Annotated in this window: 9 protein-coding genes and 2 pseudogenes; 2 read left to right on the forward strand and 9 right to left on the reverse strand. The window is 58.8% G+C overall.

The window, feature by feature from the left end; genetic code table 11:
* Positions 1–74 precede the first annotated feature (74 nt).
* From ATY80_RS00715 to ATY80_RS00725, 3 genes are all read right to left on the reverse strand, one after another.
* Positions 75–1,586, reverse strand: a complete 1,512-nt coding sequence (locus tag ATY80_RS00715) for an alpha-N-arabinofuranosidase (RefSeq protein ID WP_088690599.1) — start codon at positions 1,584–1,586, stop codon at positions 75–77.
* 106 nt (positions 1,587–1,692) lie between these two features.
* The gene (locus tag ATY80_RS00720; RefSeq protein WP_088690600.1) at positions 1,693–2,619 is read right to left on the reverse strand and encodes a helix-turn-helix domain-containing protein; all 927 of its coding nucleotides are present in this window, start codon (positions 2,617–2,619) and stop codon (positions 1,693–1,695) included.
* A gap of 492 nt (positions 2,620–3,111) precedes the next feature.
* Positions 3,112–4,038 (reverse strand): cation transporter, encoded by a 927-nt coding sequence (locus tag ATY80_RS00725; RefSeq protein ID WP_088690601.1) that lies wholly within the window; start codon positions 4,036–4,038, stop codon positions 3,112–3,114.
* Between the two features lie 246 nt (positions 4,039–4,284).
* Here ATY80_RS00725 and ATY80_RS00730 point away from each other — a divergent pair.
* Positions 4,285–4,662, forward strand: a pseudogene (locus tag ATY80_RS00730) (transporter); the annotation flags it as partial.
* A gap of 145 nt (positions 4,663–4,807) precedes the next feature.
* On the opposite strand, the gene ATY80_RS00735 reads toward ATY80_RS00730, so the two are convergent.
* Entirely contained in the window at positions 4,808–6,127 is a 1,320-nt protein-coding gene (locus tag ATY80_RS00735) for a TadE/TadG family type IV pilus assembly protein (RefSeq protein ID WP_088690602.1), read from the reverse strand.
* Positions 6,128–6,397: 270 nt separating this feature from the next.
* On the opposite strand from ATY80_RS00735, the pseudogene ATY80_RS29280 reads away from it, so the two are divergent.
* Positions 6,398–6,673, forward strand: a pseudogene (locus ATY80_RS29280) (dihydrofolate reductase); the annotation flags it as partial.
* A gap of 176 nt (positions 6,674–6,849) precedes the next feature.
* Here ATY80_RS29280 and ATY80_RS00745 read toward each other — a convergent pair.
* The 5 genes from ATY80_RS00745 to ATY80_RS00765 form a co-directional block, all read right to left on the reverse strand.
* Positions 6,850–7,779 carry a zincin-like metallopeptidase domain-containing protein gene (locus tag ATY80_RS00745; RefSeq protein ID WP_088691440.1) on the reverse strand — a complete coding sequence of 310 codons (930 nt, stop codon included), beginning with the start codon at positions 7,777–7,779 and terminating at the stop codon, positions 6,850–6,852.
* A gap of 603 nt (positions 7,780–8,382) precedes the next feature.
* Positions 8,383–9,753 (reverse strand): alpha-glucosidase/alpha-galactosidase, encoded by a 1,371-nt coding sequence (locus ATY80_RS00750; protein WP_088690603.1) that lies wholly within the window; start codon positions 9,751–9,753, stop codon positions 8,383–8,385.
* A gap of 21 nt (positions 9,754–9,774) precedes the next feature.
* The gene (locus ATY80_RS00755; RefSeq protein ID WP_088691441.1) at positions 9,775–11,442 is read right to left on the reverse strand and encodes an ABC transporter ATP-binding protein; all 1,668 of its coding nucleotides are present in this window, start codon (positions 11,440–11,442) and stop codon (positions 9,775–9,777) included.
* Positions 11,443–11,452: 10 nt separating this feature from the next.
* The gene (locus ATY80_RS00760) at positions 11,453–12,583 is read right to left on the reverse strand and encodes an ABC transporter permease (protein WP_088690604.1); all 1,131 of its coding nucleotides are present in this window, start codon (positions 12,581–12,583) and stop codon (positions 11,453–11,455) included.
* Between the two features lies 1 nt (position 12,584).
* Positions 12,585–13,592, reverse strand: a complete 1,008-nt coding sequence (locus ATY80_RS00765; RefSeq protein WP_088690605.1) for an ABC transporter permease — start codon at positions 13,590–13,592, stop codon at positions 12,585–12,587.
* Positions 13,593–13,681: the final 89 nt, after the last annotated feature.

Raw genomic sequence — 13,681 nt, forward strand, 5'->3', positions numbered from 1 at the left:
GTGCTGACGTTAAATCATACAATTGCTTTGTCAACACATCGTTTGATATGTATCAGCAAAGCGGATTTATATTATTATGCTTGCAAGCGGATCATCCTGTAGGAGAGTGGCGCGATCTTGGCGCTGAGCGTGCCATCACCAAAGATGGTGCCAGTGACGGCCTTCGGCACGACGTTGTCGGGCTTTTCGGCAGTATTGGTGATGGTGAGATCCGCATGGGAAACGACCTGATCGTCGATAACCCGCAAGGCGCCGAATTCAAGCAGGCTCGCATCGAGATCCAGCGTCTCGGTGCCGTGCCGGTTGACGATGAAGAAGGTCACGGTCTTGTTGTCCGCATCATGCACCGCGGATATGTCGAGGTAAGGCACATCGCCAAGGTCGTCGACCTTGTAGCTCGGGCTATCGACCATCAGCTTGAGTGCCGTTCCGCGTCCGTAGACGGAAGCGAAATAGTAGGGATAGAAGATAGTCTGGCGCCATGCCGGGCCGCCCGGGAGCGTCATGATCGGGGCGATGACGTTGACGAGCTGCGCCAGGCAGGCAATCTTGACCACATCAGCCCGATTGATGAAGGTATTGAGGATGCAGCCGACCTGCAGCACGTCCTCGAAGTTATAGTCATCCTCCAAGAGCGCAGGGGCGTGTGGCCAGCCATTCGCCCCGGCAAGCGTTGCCTTGTCGCGCTCCTTGGAATGGTACCAGACATTCCATTCGTCGAAGGAGATGTACACATTTCTGGACGAACGCTTCTTCGCCTTCACGTAGTCGATCACGCCGGCGACCGTGCCGATGTAATTGTCGAGCTCGATACTGCGGGCGAGATAGTTGGCGGTGTTCTTGGCGCGATTTTCGAAATACATGTGAAGTGAGATGTAGTCGACCTCATTGTAGGTGTGGTCGAGTACCGTTGCTTCCCATTCGGGATAGGTTGGCATGTGCGCGTTTGACGAACCGCACACAACGAGTTCGAGCGAGCTGTCGAAGGCGCGCATGGCCTTGGCGGTCTCATGTGCCAGCCGGCCATACTCGTCCGCGGTCTTGTGGCCGATCTGCCAGGGACCGTCCATTTCGTTGCCGAGGCACCAGAGCTTGACATCCCAGGGCTCGCTGCGGCCATTGGCAATGCGCTTGTCGCTCCACTCGCTGCCGCCCGAATGGTTGACATATTCGAGAAAGTTGCGCGCTTCATCGAGACCGCGCGACCCAAGGTTGACGGCAAGCATCATCTCGGTGTTGGCCGACGTGCACCAATCGGCAAACTCGTGGATGCCGACCTGATTGCTCTCGGAGGTGTGCCATGCCAGATCGAGGCGCGTCGGGCGGCTTTCCTTGGGGCCGATGCCGTCTTCCCAATTGTAGGCAGACACGAAATTGCCCCCGGGATAGCGCACGATCGGAACATTCAGCTCCTTGACGAGCTCGATGACATCCTTGCGCATGCCGTTTTCGTCAGCGCTCGCATGATCGGGCTCGTAAATGCCGGTATAGACAGCACGGCCAAGGTGCTCGATGAACGAGCCATACAGGCGCGGATCGATGTCAGAGATCGTGTATTTTCTATGCGCTGTAACCGCGGCCTTCATGTCGTCCTCCACTATATCGTCTTTCGTGATTTATATCACAATTTGAGATCAATAAAGCGGAAGCTCGAGGCCCGGTCAAGCATTAAATTCAGAAATGCGGATAGAGTTAGCGGGTCTTCAGGCGCAGCAAGATGTCCTGGTCATAGTTGCCGAAGCCGCGACCAAAGATGTTGATGCCGCCAGGATGTTTGGCATCGTCGCGCACACCGATACGCAGGCGCACAGAATGGTGATCGTCGAGCTTCAGATCGGCAAGCGTGATGTTGGAAATGCGCAGCCCGTCGACGAAGGCGCCGTCATCATTGATGCGGAAGTTCTTCAGTTTTCCGTATTGCGAGCCCTTCAGCTTCCACCAGTCCGGCGTGAAAACCCCACGTTTGTCGCCGAAATCACCCGGAGATGTCCAGGTCCCGATATCGGCGCCGTTGACCGTGAGGCTGATGTCGGAAGGCCAGTCGGCGCTGGTTCCAGGAACCTCGGAACTTAACTCCATGACGAATTCAATTTCGCGAATGCTGGTATTCGTCAGTCGCGCATTGTTGGGAAACTGATACTCGACATGGCCTCGCGTGAACCAAATGAGCCCCGCTTTCATGCGATCGGGATCGAGGAAGGTGTTGGGAACATCGAGCAGCCCGATGATTCCATCGGCTGAGCACAGACCACATGGGGCCGTCACTTCGAAACTCGTGTAGAGACCAAGCGGCATCGAAACCTCGATCGCATCCGGTTCGGTTTCCTTGATTTCATTCTTGAAGACGACGAGTATCTCATCATAGACGCTGCGGCACACTTTCTGGTTGCCTTTACGCGCCTTGTGCGTCTCTGTCCGGATCAATCCGGCCTCTTCCAGCATCTGCACGTTCGTCGAGACGCTCGATTGGGGAAGGTCAAGAATTTCAGCGATTTCGTTGACGTTCAGCGCGCCTTTCTCGTGCAGGAGCTTCAGCACGGCGACGCGAGCCGGCGATGCGAGCCCCTTGAGGATAGGCATTCCCTCTTCGGGGTCAACGACAAGAAAATTGCGGCTCATGGGGCTCCAATCTACGATAGCGTAATCTCTGTTCTATATCAGAAAATGTGATGTTATCAATTGCTGATAGACACAAGCTTCGAGAGCGATTGGAGAGCGGTTGCGGGGAACGCGCCGGTGTACGCCATTGCTTGAGGGCGGCAAATGCCAGCGAGGATTGTAAGCGTTACGGCGCCGACTGAGGGAACGGCCGATCTGCCAAGCCGCAAACGAACACCCCTATTCTTCGCCGGGTGCACCAGCCTGAGCCACGGCGGCCCAGTGGTCCTGCCAGACCTTTCATGGGACGACGAATTGGATCCCAGCGAAGTCCCTCTCTTTTTCCGTGACCGGCCACACAATGTCAGCGCCGGCGACGGCCGCAACAATCATGTTAAGACCGGTCGGCGGCGCCTTCGTCCCAGCCCGGAGAATAGCACGGGTGGGATGCTGGGCGTTGTTCGCAATCAAAGCAGAGACAGTTGCCCGAAGTGCGCACAGTCAAAAGACCACTTATTCCGCCCATTCCACATCGGCGGTGAAGGCAATGGTGAGCCAGCGATTAGCACTTTCGTCGCCGATCGCCTCACCGATTTCATCGCGCAGCGCATCCCATTCCTCTACAGTCTTCGGCGGCAGCCCTGCCGGAACGATAAAGTAAAGCTCGATCTGCGTTGCTCGGCCGACACGGGCGACGTAGGCGCGATAGGAGAGAAAGCCGAAGCGGCGCACTATATCCGATGCAACAACATCGACATGGTTCCTCAGGTCGACCGGCGCGATCAGCAGAATTTCTGTCAGCGCTTTCCAGACGGTGCTGATCGGAAGTGGGATCATCACGAGACTGACCAGCGCCAGGACGACTGGATCGACATAATTGGCGATCCAGTCGGCCGGCGTCTGCAAAACGGCAAGGCCGATGACAAACGCGATCAGCAATGCGAGGGTGATCCCGCCGGACATGATCCAGGCAATGATATCAAGCGATATGAAATTCGATCGCAGGCGGCGGTTCAGCTTGATGCCCATTGCGGCCATGACCATGCAGACGAAGAAAGTCACAGCGCAATAGGCGATCGCGACACCGAAATGCAGCTCGTGACCGCCATTGAGGATATTGATGATGGCGTTGATCAGCGCATAGACCGCCACCGTCATGAGCAGACAGCCATTGAGGACGAGGACGATCGGCTCCAGATGCCAGAAGCCCATGGTGAAGCGGTTGCGAATTCTGCCGGAGAGCGCATCTGTCTGCGCCGACTTGACGATCAGGCTCGAAACCCAGAGCGCAAGCCCCGTCATTGCCGCATCCGCCAGCGAATAGACGCCGTCGAAGGCGATCGAAAACGAGCCCGACAATATGCCGAAGACGACACCGAGCGCGGCGACTATGACCGTGGCTGCGATCGAGACGCGTAAAAATCCCTGCTCACTCCACATCGGCCTTTTCCCCACGGTCATGGCGTTGAAAGTCGAATTCTCCCCTATCGCGCAAGCACAGCGTCAAATGACGCGTCGAATTCGACCTGTGACGGCGTGGGAGCCTCAAACGGCCGGATGCCCCACTGCGCGCATCACATAGTGTCAATATTCGTCACAATGGATAGATGCGACAGCACGAAATGCAATTTGTGAGGCGCTCCTGGTCAAGGCTTGGGTCGCCACGACTTTTCGAAGAATGGCTCGAGCGCGACCGACGAGTTCCTCGGTACTGGCAAGTGGGGTAAAGGGCCGACGGCGGTCGTTCTCAAGCAGGACCCGCCGTGGACGGTCGGATGCTCGGCCAGGGTAGAGTTATCGGGCGGAGGTAAGTTTGACGGTTCTGCAGCCGTTCGTCTCCTACACGACCAAAGACGCGTGGACATTCTCGCTGAATACGGCCTCCACCTACAACTGGGAAACGACCGGCTGGTCCGTTCCGATCAACTTCACTGTCGCCAAGCTGACGACCATCCACAGGCAACCGATCACCCCTTCGGCCCGTATCGCTACTGGGCTGACGCTCGGGAAAACGGCTCCAGTGGCCTGGGTGGGAGGGTAGCTTTGACCCTTTTGTTTCGAAAGCAAGTCCTGCCCCAGGGGCCGCGCCGGTTCAGAGAACCGATCACTACGATGCAGGTGATGATCGGGTACGAGTGACGCTTCCAGTCGGTGGAGATTTGCACATCACCATCGGACCTCAAACGAGCAGACCGCCTGTCGCCCATCCTCACTGGATGAGACGGACGGCTCCGGCACTGTTGATCTGGTTGTTCGCCAGTTCCGACTTGCAATCCAGCTTGAACGTGCTGTTGCCGATCATGGTAATCTCCTGGGCGACGATGCGGACACATTCGCCACCCGTTCCGCCATTGCCGGCGTACTGGACCTCCTGGGCGGCCGGCATGTAGATGATGCCGTTGAGGTGCGAATTACTGTTGCCGTTGATGACGGCAGCAGCTGTGTTGCTCCGGTCAGCAACGATCGAGAATCCCGCCCAGGTGCCCGACGTCGGGGCGGTGACGTTGAAGGTCGAGCCGCCATGGATGTCGATTGCAGCGCCGTTCAGCAGGAAGAAGGTGACCTGATCGCCGGTGATGACCGACTGGCTGTCGAACTTCAAAGTGCCGCCGTCTATAATGTAGTTGCCGGGCTGCAGCTTCACATTGCCCTTGATTTCGAGGCCGTCATACGTCCCCGGCTTCAGCGTCACGGCATATCCTGCGGCAGGTTTGCTTGGGGTCTTGCCGGTGCCATTGCAGTTGCCGCCGCCGCCACCACCGCCGACAAAGTTCTGGCCGCATCCGGCCAGATCCACCGCCTGTCCCGCTGCCGGCATTGTTTTGCGCTTGAACGGGTCGATGGCCACCGAGCTTCCTTCATGCGCCTGGCCGCAGGCGAGAGTCATGCTGTTTGGAGAGGCCTGGACCTTGCCCGGCGTATAAAGACATTCCGTCTTCAGGGTTCCCGACCCGCCAACATAGATGGCTTGGTCGCTGTTTGAGTTTGCGGTGATCGTACAGCCCGAGGTATCGACCATGGAACTGCCGCTTACCTCGAACGCCCGGTCAGCTGTCCGATTGAGCGCCAGGATGCAGGCTTCGCCGCCCGTCTGGTAAGAGGCGCTGCTGTGGCGGGAGATGGGAAATGACAAGCGGGTCAGGAACACAGGCTGGTAGTCAAATGAATAGTCGGCTGCTGCCGTTATCTGCTGTCCCACCTCCGAATAAAGGATATTGACGGACGGGGGCATCGCCGCTCCGGCTTCCCCGTTGCCTTGAGAGCGGTCCCAGTTGCCGAAGAATGTATCGTTTGCCACTTGAGTGGCTTCCGCCTCGGTTTGGCCCTCGCCGTAAAGCCGGACGGCCCTGAGCGCAGCGCCGTCCAATGCCTCCTGCAATTTGTCCGCCTCGAAACCGGCATTGGTGTAATCGACCGCAATGGAAGCGGCCGCCAATAGCGGCACCATTGCCAGCGCAGTCAGCACTGCGAAGTTGCCGTCTTTATTACAAAGAAATCGATGGGCATGCCGATTGAGAAGTTCAAGCATCTTTGCGTCCCCAGATCCAATACGACCAGGGATACATTACGACATAGCGATATAACGATTTATTGCTTAAACTATGCGAATTCTATGCATTCGAAGATATCGCCCCGGAACGCCGGGTCGCGATCTTGCTCTCCTGGCCTTCCATGACCGGCACCACTTGCGCGCTGGCTCGATCCCCTTGCAGTGGTCCAGCTGTCGGACAAAAGACCGTTTTAACGATTCGCAGTTGCGCCCGGAGCATTCCCGTGTCCGACTGGTTTGGACAGCGCTTCGATGCCCCATCATGCACCGACCCTCGTTCTCACGCATCACGCCCGTGATCCTATCGCCATGAGGGGGGGACTTCTTTTACTTCGCTACCGGCGGCATTGAGCAAACGCTGCGAAAGGCAAAGGCTGCGGCTGGCGACAAGGACGTCAAGATCGACGGCGGCGTCGCCACTGTGCGCCAATTCCTTAAGGCAGGTCTGATCGACGAGACGCAGTTTGCCATCAGGGCGAAGCGATGTTCGCGGGTATTGACCTGCCGGCGCGCGGATTTTCCGTCACGCCAACGCACCAACCGAGTCGCGACCCATGATCGTCCTGACGAAAACCACCCTGTTTCGAACCCTTGCGGATGGTCTCACACGTTGCGCCAATTCCGCGCGTCACGCAGATCGCGGCAGCTCACGACGGTTACCTTAGGCATGAGGAATGCTACGCACAAAGAGAAGGCGGCCCTTACGCCGCCTCCCCCTCGCCTTCGGATTCGGTGCCTGGCTGCAGATGATGCAGGTAGCTGACGGCGCGCTGGGCATGGCCGGCGGCTGTGAAGATCGCGCGCTTGTCGCCGGCAAGCACCTTCAGCCAGCCATCGAGATAGCTGGCATGATCGGAGCGTGGCTCAAGCTCTGGAACAATGCCGAGATCGGCGCAGAGGAAGCAGCTGCCGAGCTCGGCGATCAGTTCCTCGCGGGCGCGTTCGCTATTGTCCTTGGCATAACGGCTGAGATCACGATCAAGACGATGCGCAGCCGCCGTCCAGTGGGTCAGCTCGTGACTCATGATGGCGACGTAAGATTGAGCGTCGCGGAAGGCTTCGAAAGCCGGCATCTGGATGTAATCGCGGGCCGGCTGATAGTAGGCCGATGATCCGCCGTGCCGGATCAAGGCGCCGGTGTTGGCGAAGAAGCGGTCGGCAGCGGCGATGCGGGCTAGCGGATCGGCAACCGCTTTGAGCTGATGGAACCGCTCGTCCAGTCCGGTGATCTGATCGGCATTGAAGACGGTGTAGGCTTTCAGAAACGGGATGTCGTGTTCGATCTCCTCGCCGCTGTCGCTGGTCTGGCTGCGAATGAAGGAACTGGCAAAGACGACCGTGGTGCCGGTCTCGCCCTTGCGGACCGCAGCCCTAAGGTCGAGCGCCTGGCGAAACGTCATCCAGGTGGCCGAGGAAAAGCCGCGGGCAATCGCTTCTGACCAGAGGATGAGGACATTGATGCCGGAATAGGGTTGGCCGTTGTGGCGCAGCGGCCGGGTGATGCGGTCGTTCGCATGAGCCGTGGTCCAGGGCTGCATCCAGGGGCGCACGCCCTGTTCGAGTTCGGCAATGATCGTGTCGGTGATACGGCTATAGATATCGGATCGCTGGTGTGGGGTCTGCCTCGTCATCTTCGAAACCTCCGGTTCGAGGTCGCGACCATCGCGACCTGCTACGGCGGTCCAAAAGCCGGGCCTTGCGCGCCGGCCGGCACCCGCAAGGGCCGCAACGACAGTGGAGGACGGCAAAGCCGTTGCCGGCCGGCACGGGCCCGGCAGGACCTCAAAGCCGGGGCAGGACGCGAGGCGCGGGATCAGGGCGGATACGACAGGCAGGCAGACGAGCGTGTTCGGGTCGGAGGCGGAGCCCGCGACGCAGTCATTCCGCAAACGAATAGTTGCATTTCAGGCGGATAACCATCCCACCTGGGCGCGCAGACTGGGCTCATTCTCCCGTTGGCTTATAGGCAGCATCAGCAGCCTGACCGGGCCGAGACATCAACCGATCTGAACAGATGCACGGATAAGGATGGCCTCCCGCAAGGAAACGAGCGCCTTTACAGCTTCGGTCGGAAACAGGAAGAGGCTCGCTTCCTTCACGCGCAGAAGCTCATGACATCTGATTTTCGGTCCCGCACGGCGCGCATCGTGTATGTCCGCTCCAAGTGACGGTACGAAAAAGGTCCCGCGGCAACGCCGCGGGACCTCATGTAGCCGTGACCGGGAGAGAGATGGTCAGGCGGCCTGAACCTTGCGGCCACTGCGCGCCCATGCCGGTAGCCAGTCGCCGTGGGCAGACAGCAAATCGTCGACCATGGACCAGATCTGGTCGAGGTCGAGTTCTGCAGCCGTATGGGGGTCCATTATCGCGGCATGATAGATGTGCTCGCGATTTTCCGTCATCAGCGCGTGAACCGTCAATTCCTGGACGTTGATGTTGGTGCGGATCAGCGCCGTCAGCTGGGGTGGCAGGTCGCCGATGAAGGTTGGCTGGATACCGGACGCATCAACGAGGCACGGCACTTCAGCAGCGCAGTTATGGGGCAGCGATGTGATGCAGCCATTGTTGCGGACGTTGCCGTAGATTACCGAGGGTTCGCCGGTCCAGACTGAATTGATGATCGACGACGCATATTCCTTCGACTGCTTGACCTCGATCTTGTCCGCCGAGCGATAGGCCTCCGCCTGCCCTTTCCAGCGCTCAATCTGCTCGATGCAGCGCTTCGGATATTCGTCGAGCGGAATACCGAATTTTTCGATCAGATCCTCGCGGCCTTCCTTGATAAAGTAGGGCGTGTACTCGGCGAAATGCTCCGAGCTTTCGGTGACGAAATAGCCGAGGCGCGTCAGCATCTCATAACGCACCTTGTTCGGGCAACGCGGGTTCCAGCCGGGCTTCGGCGCACGGCCTTCGCGGTAGGCGCGCACCAGGTCCGGATAGAGGTCCTTGTAAGACCCGTCCGCTTGGCGATGCTCGAACTTCAGATAAAACGCCATGTGATTGATGCCGGCGGAGCGATAGCGGATCTCCTCGTAAGGAATGTCGAGGTCGTGGGCGAGTTCCATCGCGGTGCCCTGTACCGAATGGCAGAGGCCGACCTGCTTGATCATCGGATATTTTTCCGCAATTGCCCAGGTATTGATCGCCATCGGGTTGACGTATTGCAGCATGATCGCCTCGGGGCAGACGGCAAGCATGTCCTCGCAGATCTTCCAGAGATGCGGCACGGTGCGCAGACCGCGCATGATACCGCCAACGCCAAGTGTGTCGGCAATCGTCTGGCGCAGTCCGTATTTCTTGGGGATCTCGAAATCGGTCACCGTGCAGGGCTCGTAACCGCCGATCTGGAAGGCGACGACGACGAAGTCGGCACCATCAAGCGCCTTGCGCTGGTCGGAATAGGTCTGTGCCTTCGCCTTAACCCCAAGCGTAGAGATCAGCTTGTTGACGACAAGCGCGCTTTCTTCCAGGCGCTGTGGATTGATGTCCATCAATGCGATTGTTGCACCCGATAGCGCCGGACGTTGCAATACGTCACCGACAATGTTCTTCATGAAGACGGTGGAGCCTGCTCCGATAAATGTGATCTTGGGATTTCTTGCCATAATAACCTCCGGCATGGGCAATCAGGCTACCTCGAAAGCGGCTTTGACGAGCCGTTCGGTGTAGGCAGTCTTGGGATTGGTGAGAACGTCGTTGACGGGCCCCTCTTCCATGATCTTGCCATGCTGCATGACGATCACACGATGGCAGAGGGCACGCACGACCTTGAGGTCATGCGAGATGAAGAGGTAGCTGAGGCCGCGTTCGTCCTGCAGCTTGCGCAGCAGTTCTATGATTTGCGCTTGGACGGACAGATCGAGCGCCGACGTCGGCTCATCCAGCAGAATGAACTCGGGCTCCAGCGCGATGGCGCGAGCGATCGCGATGCGCTGGCGCTGCCCCCCGGAAAACTCGTGTGGAAAGCGCGACAGGATATTGCCTGGCATACCGGCTGCGACAAGCGCCTCGCGAACACGCTCGAGCCGCTCTGCCCTGGTCGCGCCCAGTTGGTTGACGATCAAGCCCTCCTCGATGATCTGGCCGATCGTCATACGCGGATTGAGCGACGAGAACGGGTCTTGAAAGACGACCTGCATGCGCGAGCGCAATGGCCGCATCTCGGCCCGCGACTTGCCATGAATTGGGACCCTGTCGAAGAAGATCTCGCCGCCTTCCGGTTCGTTCAGTCGCAACAGAGCCTGTCCGAAAGTCGTCTTGCCAGAGCCAGATTCGCCGACAAGACCGAGCGTTTCGTGACGACGAAGCGTCAGGTTCAGGCTGTCGACGGCGACCAGTTCCTTCAGCTGCGGTTTGAAGAAGCTGCCATGGCGCATCATGAACGACACGCGGACCTTGCGCGCATCGAGAATAACATCTGAGCCTTCCGGCAACGGATTGGCCTGGCCGCGGGGCTCGGAGCCGAGCAAATGCTTGGTATAGGCGTGCTGCGGATTGGCAAAGAGCTGTTCGGTCGTGTTGTGCTCGCGCATTTCACCATGCTGCATGACGTAGACATAGTCGGAGAACTTGCGCACCACCGTGAGGTCGTGGGTGATGAGGATCACCGCCATGCGCAGCTTGGTCTGGAGATTGCGAATGAGATTGAGGATCTGTGCCTGTACGGTGACGTCGAGCGCGGTTGTCGGCTCGTCTGCAATCAACACGTCAGGATCGTTGGCAAGGGCCATGGCGATCATCACACGCTGGCGCTGTCCGCCAGACAACTGATGCGGATACTGCATCAGGCGGGCTTCCGGATCGGGAATCTGGACATGCTTCAAGAGTTCAAGAGCCCTTGCCTCGGCTCGGCTGCGGCTAACCTTGCGGTGGACGCGGATCGCTTCGACGATCTGGCTGCCGACCGTGTAGATCGGGTTGAGCGAGCTCATCGGCTCCTGAAAGATCATCGAGATCCGATCGCCGCGCAATTTGCGGCGCCGACGCTCGGAAAATGTCAGGATGTTGTTGCCGTCATATTGGACGCTCGACCTGTCCGAGACGCTGGCACGCTTCGACAAAAGCCCCATGACCGTGCGGGCCGTCACGGATTTTCCGGAGCCGGACTCACCGACGATAGCAATGGTTTCGCCGCGGTAAAGCTGGAAGGAAACGTCCTTCACCGCATCGACGGTGCCGTGCTCGACCTTGAATTTGACGCCGATATTACGCGCGTCGATAACGGGTTTTTCCGAATGCGCCTCGTGGTCGTGACGAACGGGCGGCGCGAAGGAATTGACCAGAGAGAGAGCCATCTTCATCACCTCAATAGGGATCTACCGCGTCGCGCAGACCGTCACCCAACGCATTGAAGGCAAAGACGGTGACGAGCACGAAGCCGACGGGGGCCAAAATCCAGGGATAGGTCCCGATGACCGAGTAATTTGCGGTGTCCTGAAGCATAAGGCCCCAGGAGATCAACGGCGGCTTGACGGCGAAGCCGAGGAAGCCGAGGAACGATTCCAGCAGCACGACGCTTGGAATATGCAATGTGACCGCTACGATCACGTGGCTCATTACGTTGGGGAAGATGTGCTGAAAGATGATGCGCCGGTCAGTTGCGCCGACCGCCATGGCCGCACGGACGTAGTCGATGCGGGCAAGCGCCAGCGTCTTTCCGCGGACCTCGCGCGACATCTGCGCCCAACCGAGTGCGGACATAACGACAATGACGAAAGCCAGAAAGACGTTCGTTGGAGCGGTAACCGGAATAAGCGACGTCAGAGCCAGATAGAGAGGCAATTGCGGGAAGGCCAGAACGATCTCCACGAAGCGCTGTACCCAGGCATCGAACGTTCCGCCGAAATAGCCGGAAACCATGCCGACCGTCGTGCCGACAAGCGTGACGATGAAGACCACCGTCAGTGCGATCATCAGCGAGATGCGAGAGCCGATGACGGCGCGCGACAGGATGTCACGGCCAAACTTGTCGGTTCCGAGGAAGTGGACCGGCTGGCCGTCGACAGACCCGAAGAAATGCCGATTGGCCGGGATGAGGCCGAGCAGATCGTACTCGGCTCCCTTGACGAAAAAGCCGAGATAACGCGGATTGTCATAGTCCGGCCCGACAATCGGCTGGAAGGTGACGGGATCGAGTTCTTCGGATTCCCCAAGCGCATAGACGCGCGCCGGATAGGCGAAGGTGCCGTCTTTGTCGCGAAAGCTGATAAGCTGTGGTGGTGCAAAACCGACGTCGGTCGTCTTGGGATCCATCGGCGCGAAGAAATCCGCAAAGACTGCCATAAGAAGCAGCAGGCCAACGAGGACGAGACCCATCATGCCGGTCCAGGAACGTCTCAGCCGGCGCCAGACGAGCGCAAGATAGCTTTCGTTGCCATGCGGCGCGTTGACGGCGACTTCATGAGGCGGGGGTGGTGCGGAATCAAAGGCGAGCATATCAGGCTCCTGCGTACTGGCGGACACGTGGGTCCAGCATGGCAAGCAGCATATCGGCGATAATGTTGCCAACGATCAGTGTTGCCGAAAGGACCATCATGAAGGTGGCCGTGACATAGACATCGCCGACCGCCATTGAACCGACGATCGCCGGCCCGACGGTCGGCAGCGAAAAGATGATCGCCGTCTCGATTTCGCCCGTCAGCATGTAGGGAAGCACGACACCCTGGTACATGACGAGCGGGTGCAGCGCGTTCGGTACGGCATGGCGCATGACGACCGCCCCACCCGACAATCCCTTGGCGCGAGCCGTTTCGACATACTGGGCGTTCAGCGTATCGAGCAAATTGCCGCGCATGACGCGCATGTTGTAGGCGAGGCCACCGAAGGTGGCAATCGCGACGACAGGCCAGACATGGCTGACGAGGTCGACGAATTTCGCCCACGACCATGGCGCTCCACCAAATTGCGGCGAGAAGAAACTGCCAATTTCCGAGACGTTGAACTGGAACACAAGCAGATAGACGATGATCAGCGCCATGAGGAAGCGCGGCACCGTCATGCCAAGGAAGGAAACGCCTGAGAGCAAACTGTCGATCCAGCTGTACTGCCGGGTAGCTGCCCAGATGCCGAAACCGATGCCGAGCACTGATGCGAAGATGTGGCAGACCAAGGCCAACGCCAGCGTGCGCGGCAGGCGCTCGGCCACCACGTCGGCGACAGGCTTGTTGTAGAACATGCTGTAGCCGAAATCGCCTTGGGTCACGATGCCTTTGATCCAGTTGATATACTGGATGACCATCGGCTGATCGAGGCCATGGGCGATACGATAGGCCTGAGCCTGTTCGTCAGCCTGAGCAAACGAGGCGCCACTTTGATTGATCAGCTGCGAACGGATGTAGTCAGCATAGTCACCGGGCGGAGCCTGGATAATCACGAAGGTCACCATGCTCAAAATGATGAGAACCGGGATCGCAGAGGCTATGCGCACGAGCAGGAAACGTAACATCGGACGATTCGCTTCTCCTTGCCGCCAGTTGCGCCTGTCGGTGCTGCCGGCTTGTTGATATTGCCCGGCCGCGCTTCACGCGCGACCGG

The organism is Rhizobium sp. R711, assembly GCF_002211365.1.
Taxonomy (GTDB): domain Bacteria; phylum Pseudomonadota; class Alphaproteobacteria; order Rhizobiales; family Rhizobiaceae; genus Rhizobium.

Bases quoted from the DNA above. Each gene is read 5' to 3' on its own strand.
- ATY80_RS00755 (WP_088691441.1), bottom strand. From the start codon at position 11,442: ATGGCTCTCTCTCTGGTCAATTCCTTCGCGCCGCCCGTTCGTCACGAC.
- ATY80_RS00765 (WP_088690605.1), bottom strand. From the start codon at position 13,592: ATGTTACGTTTCCTGCTCGTGCGCATAGCCTCTGCGATCCCGGTTCTC.
- ATY80_RS00725 (WP_088690601.1), bottom strand. From the start codon at position 4,038: ATGTGGAGTGAGCAGGGATTTTTACGCGTCTCGATCGCAGCCACGGTC.
- ATY80_RS00760 (WP_088690604.1), bottom strand. From the start codon at position 12,583: ATGCTCGCCTTTGATTCCGCACCACCCCCGCCTCATGAAGTCGCCGTC.
- ATY80_RS00735 (WP_088690602.1), bottom strand. From the start codon at position 6,127: ATGCTTGAACTTCTCAATCGGCATGCCCATCGATTTCTTTGTAATAAA.
- ATY80_RS00720 (WP_088690600.1), bottom strand. From the start codon at position 2,619: ATGAGCCGCAATTTTCTTGTCGTTGACCCCGAAGAGGGAATGCCTATC.
- ATY80_RS00745 (WP_088691440.1), bottom strand. From the start codon at position 7,779: ATGACGAGGCAGACCCCACACCAGCGATCCGATATCTATAGCCGTATC.
- ATY80_RS00750 (WP_088690603.1), bottom strand. From the start codon at position 9,753: ATGGCAAGAAATCCCAAGATCACATTTATCGGAGCAGGCTCCACCGTC.
- ATY80_RS00715 (WP_088690599.1), bottom strand. From the start codon at position 1,586: ATGAAGGCCGCGGTTACAGCGCATAGAAAATACACGATCTCTGACATC.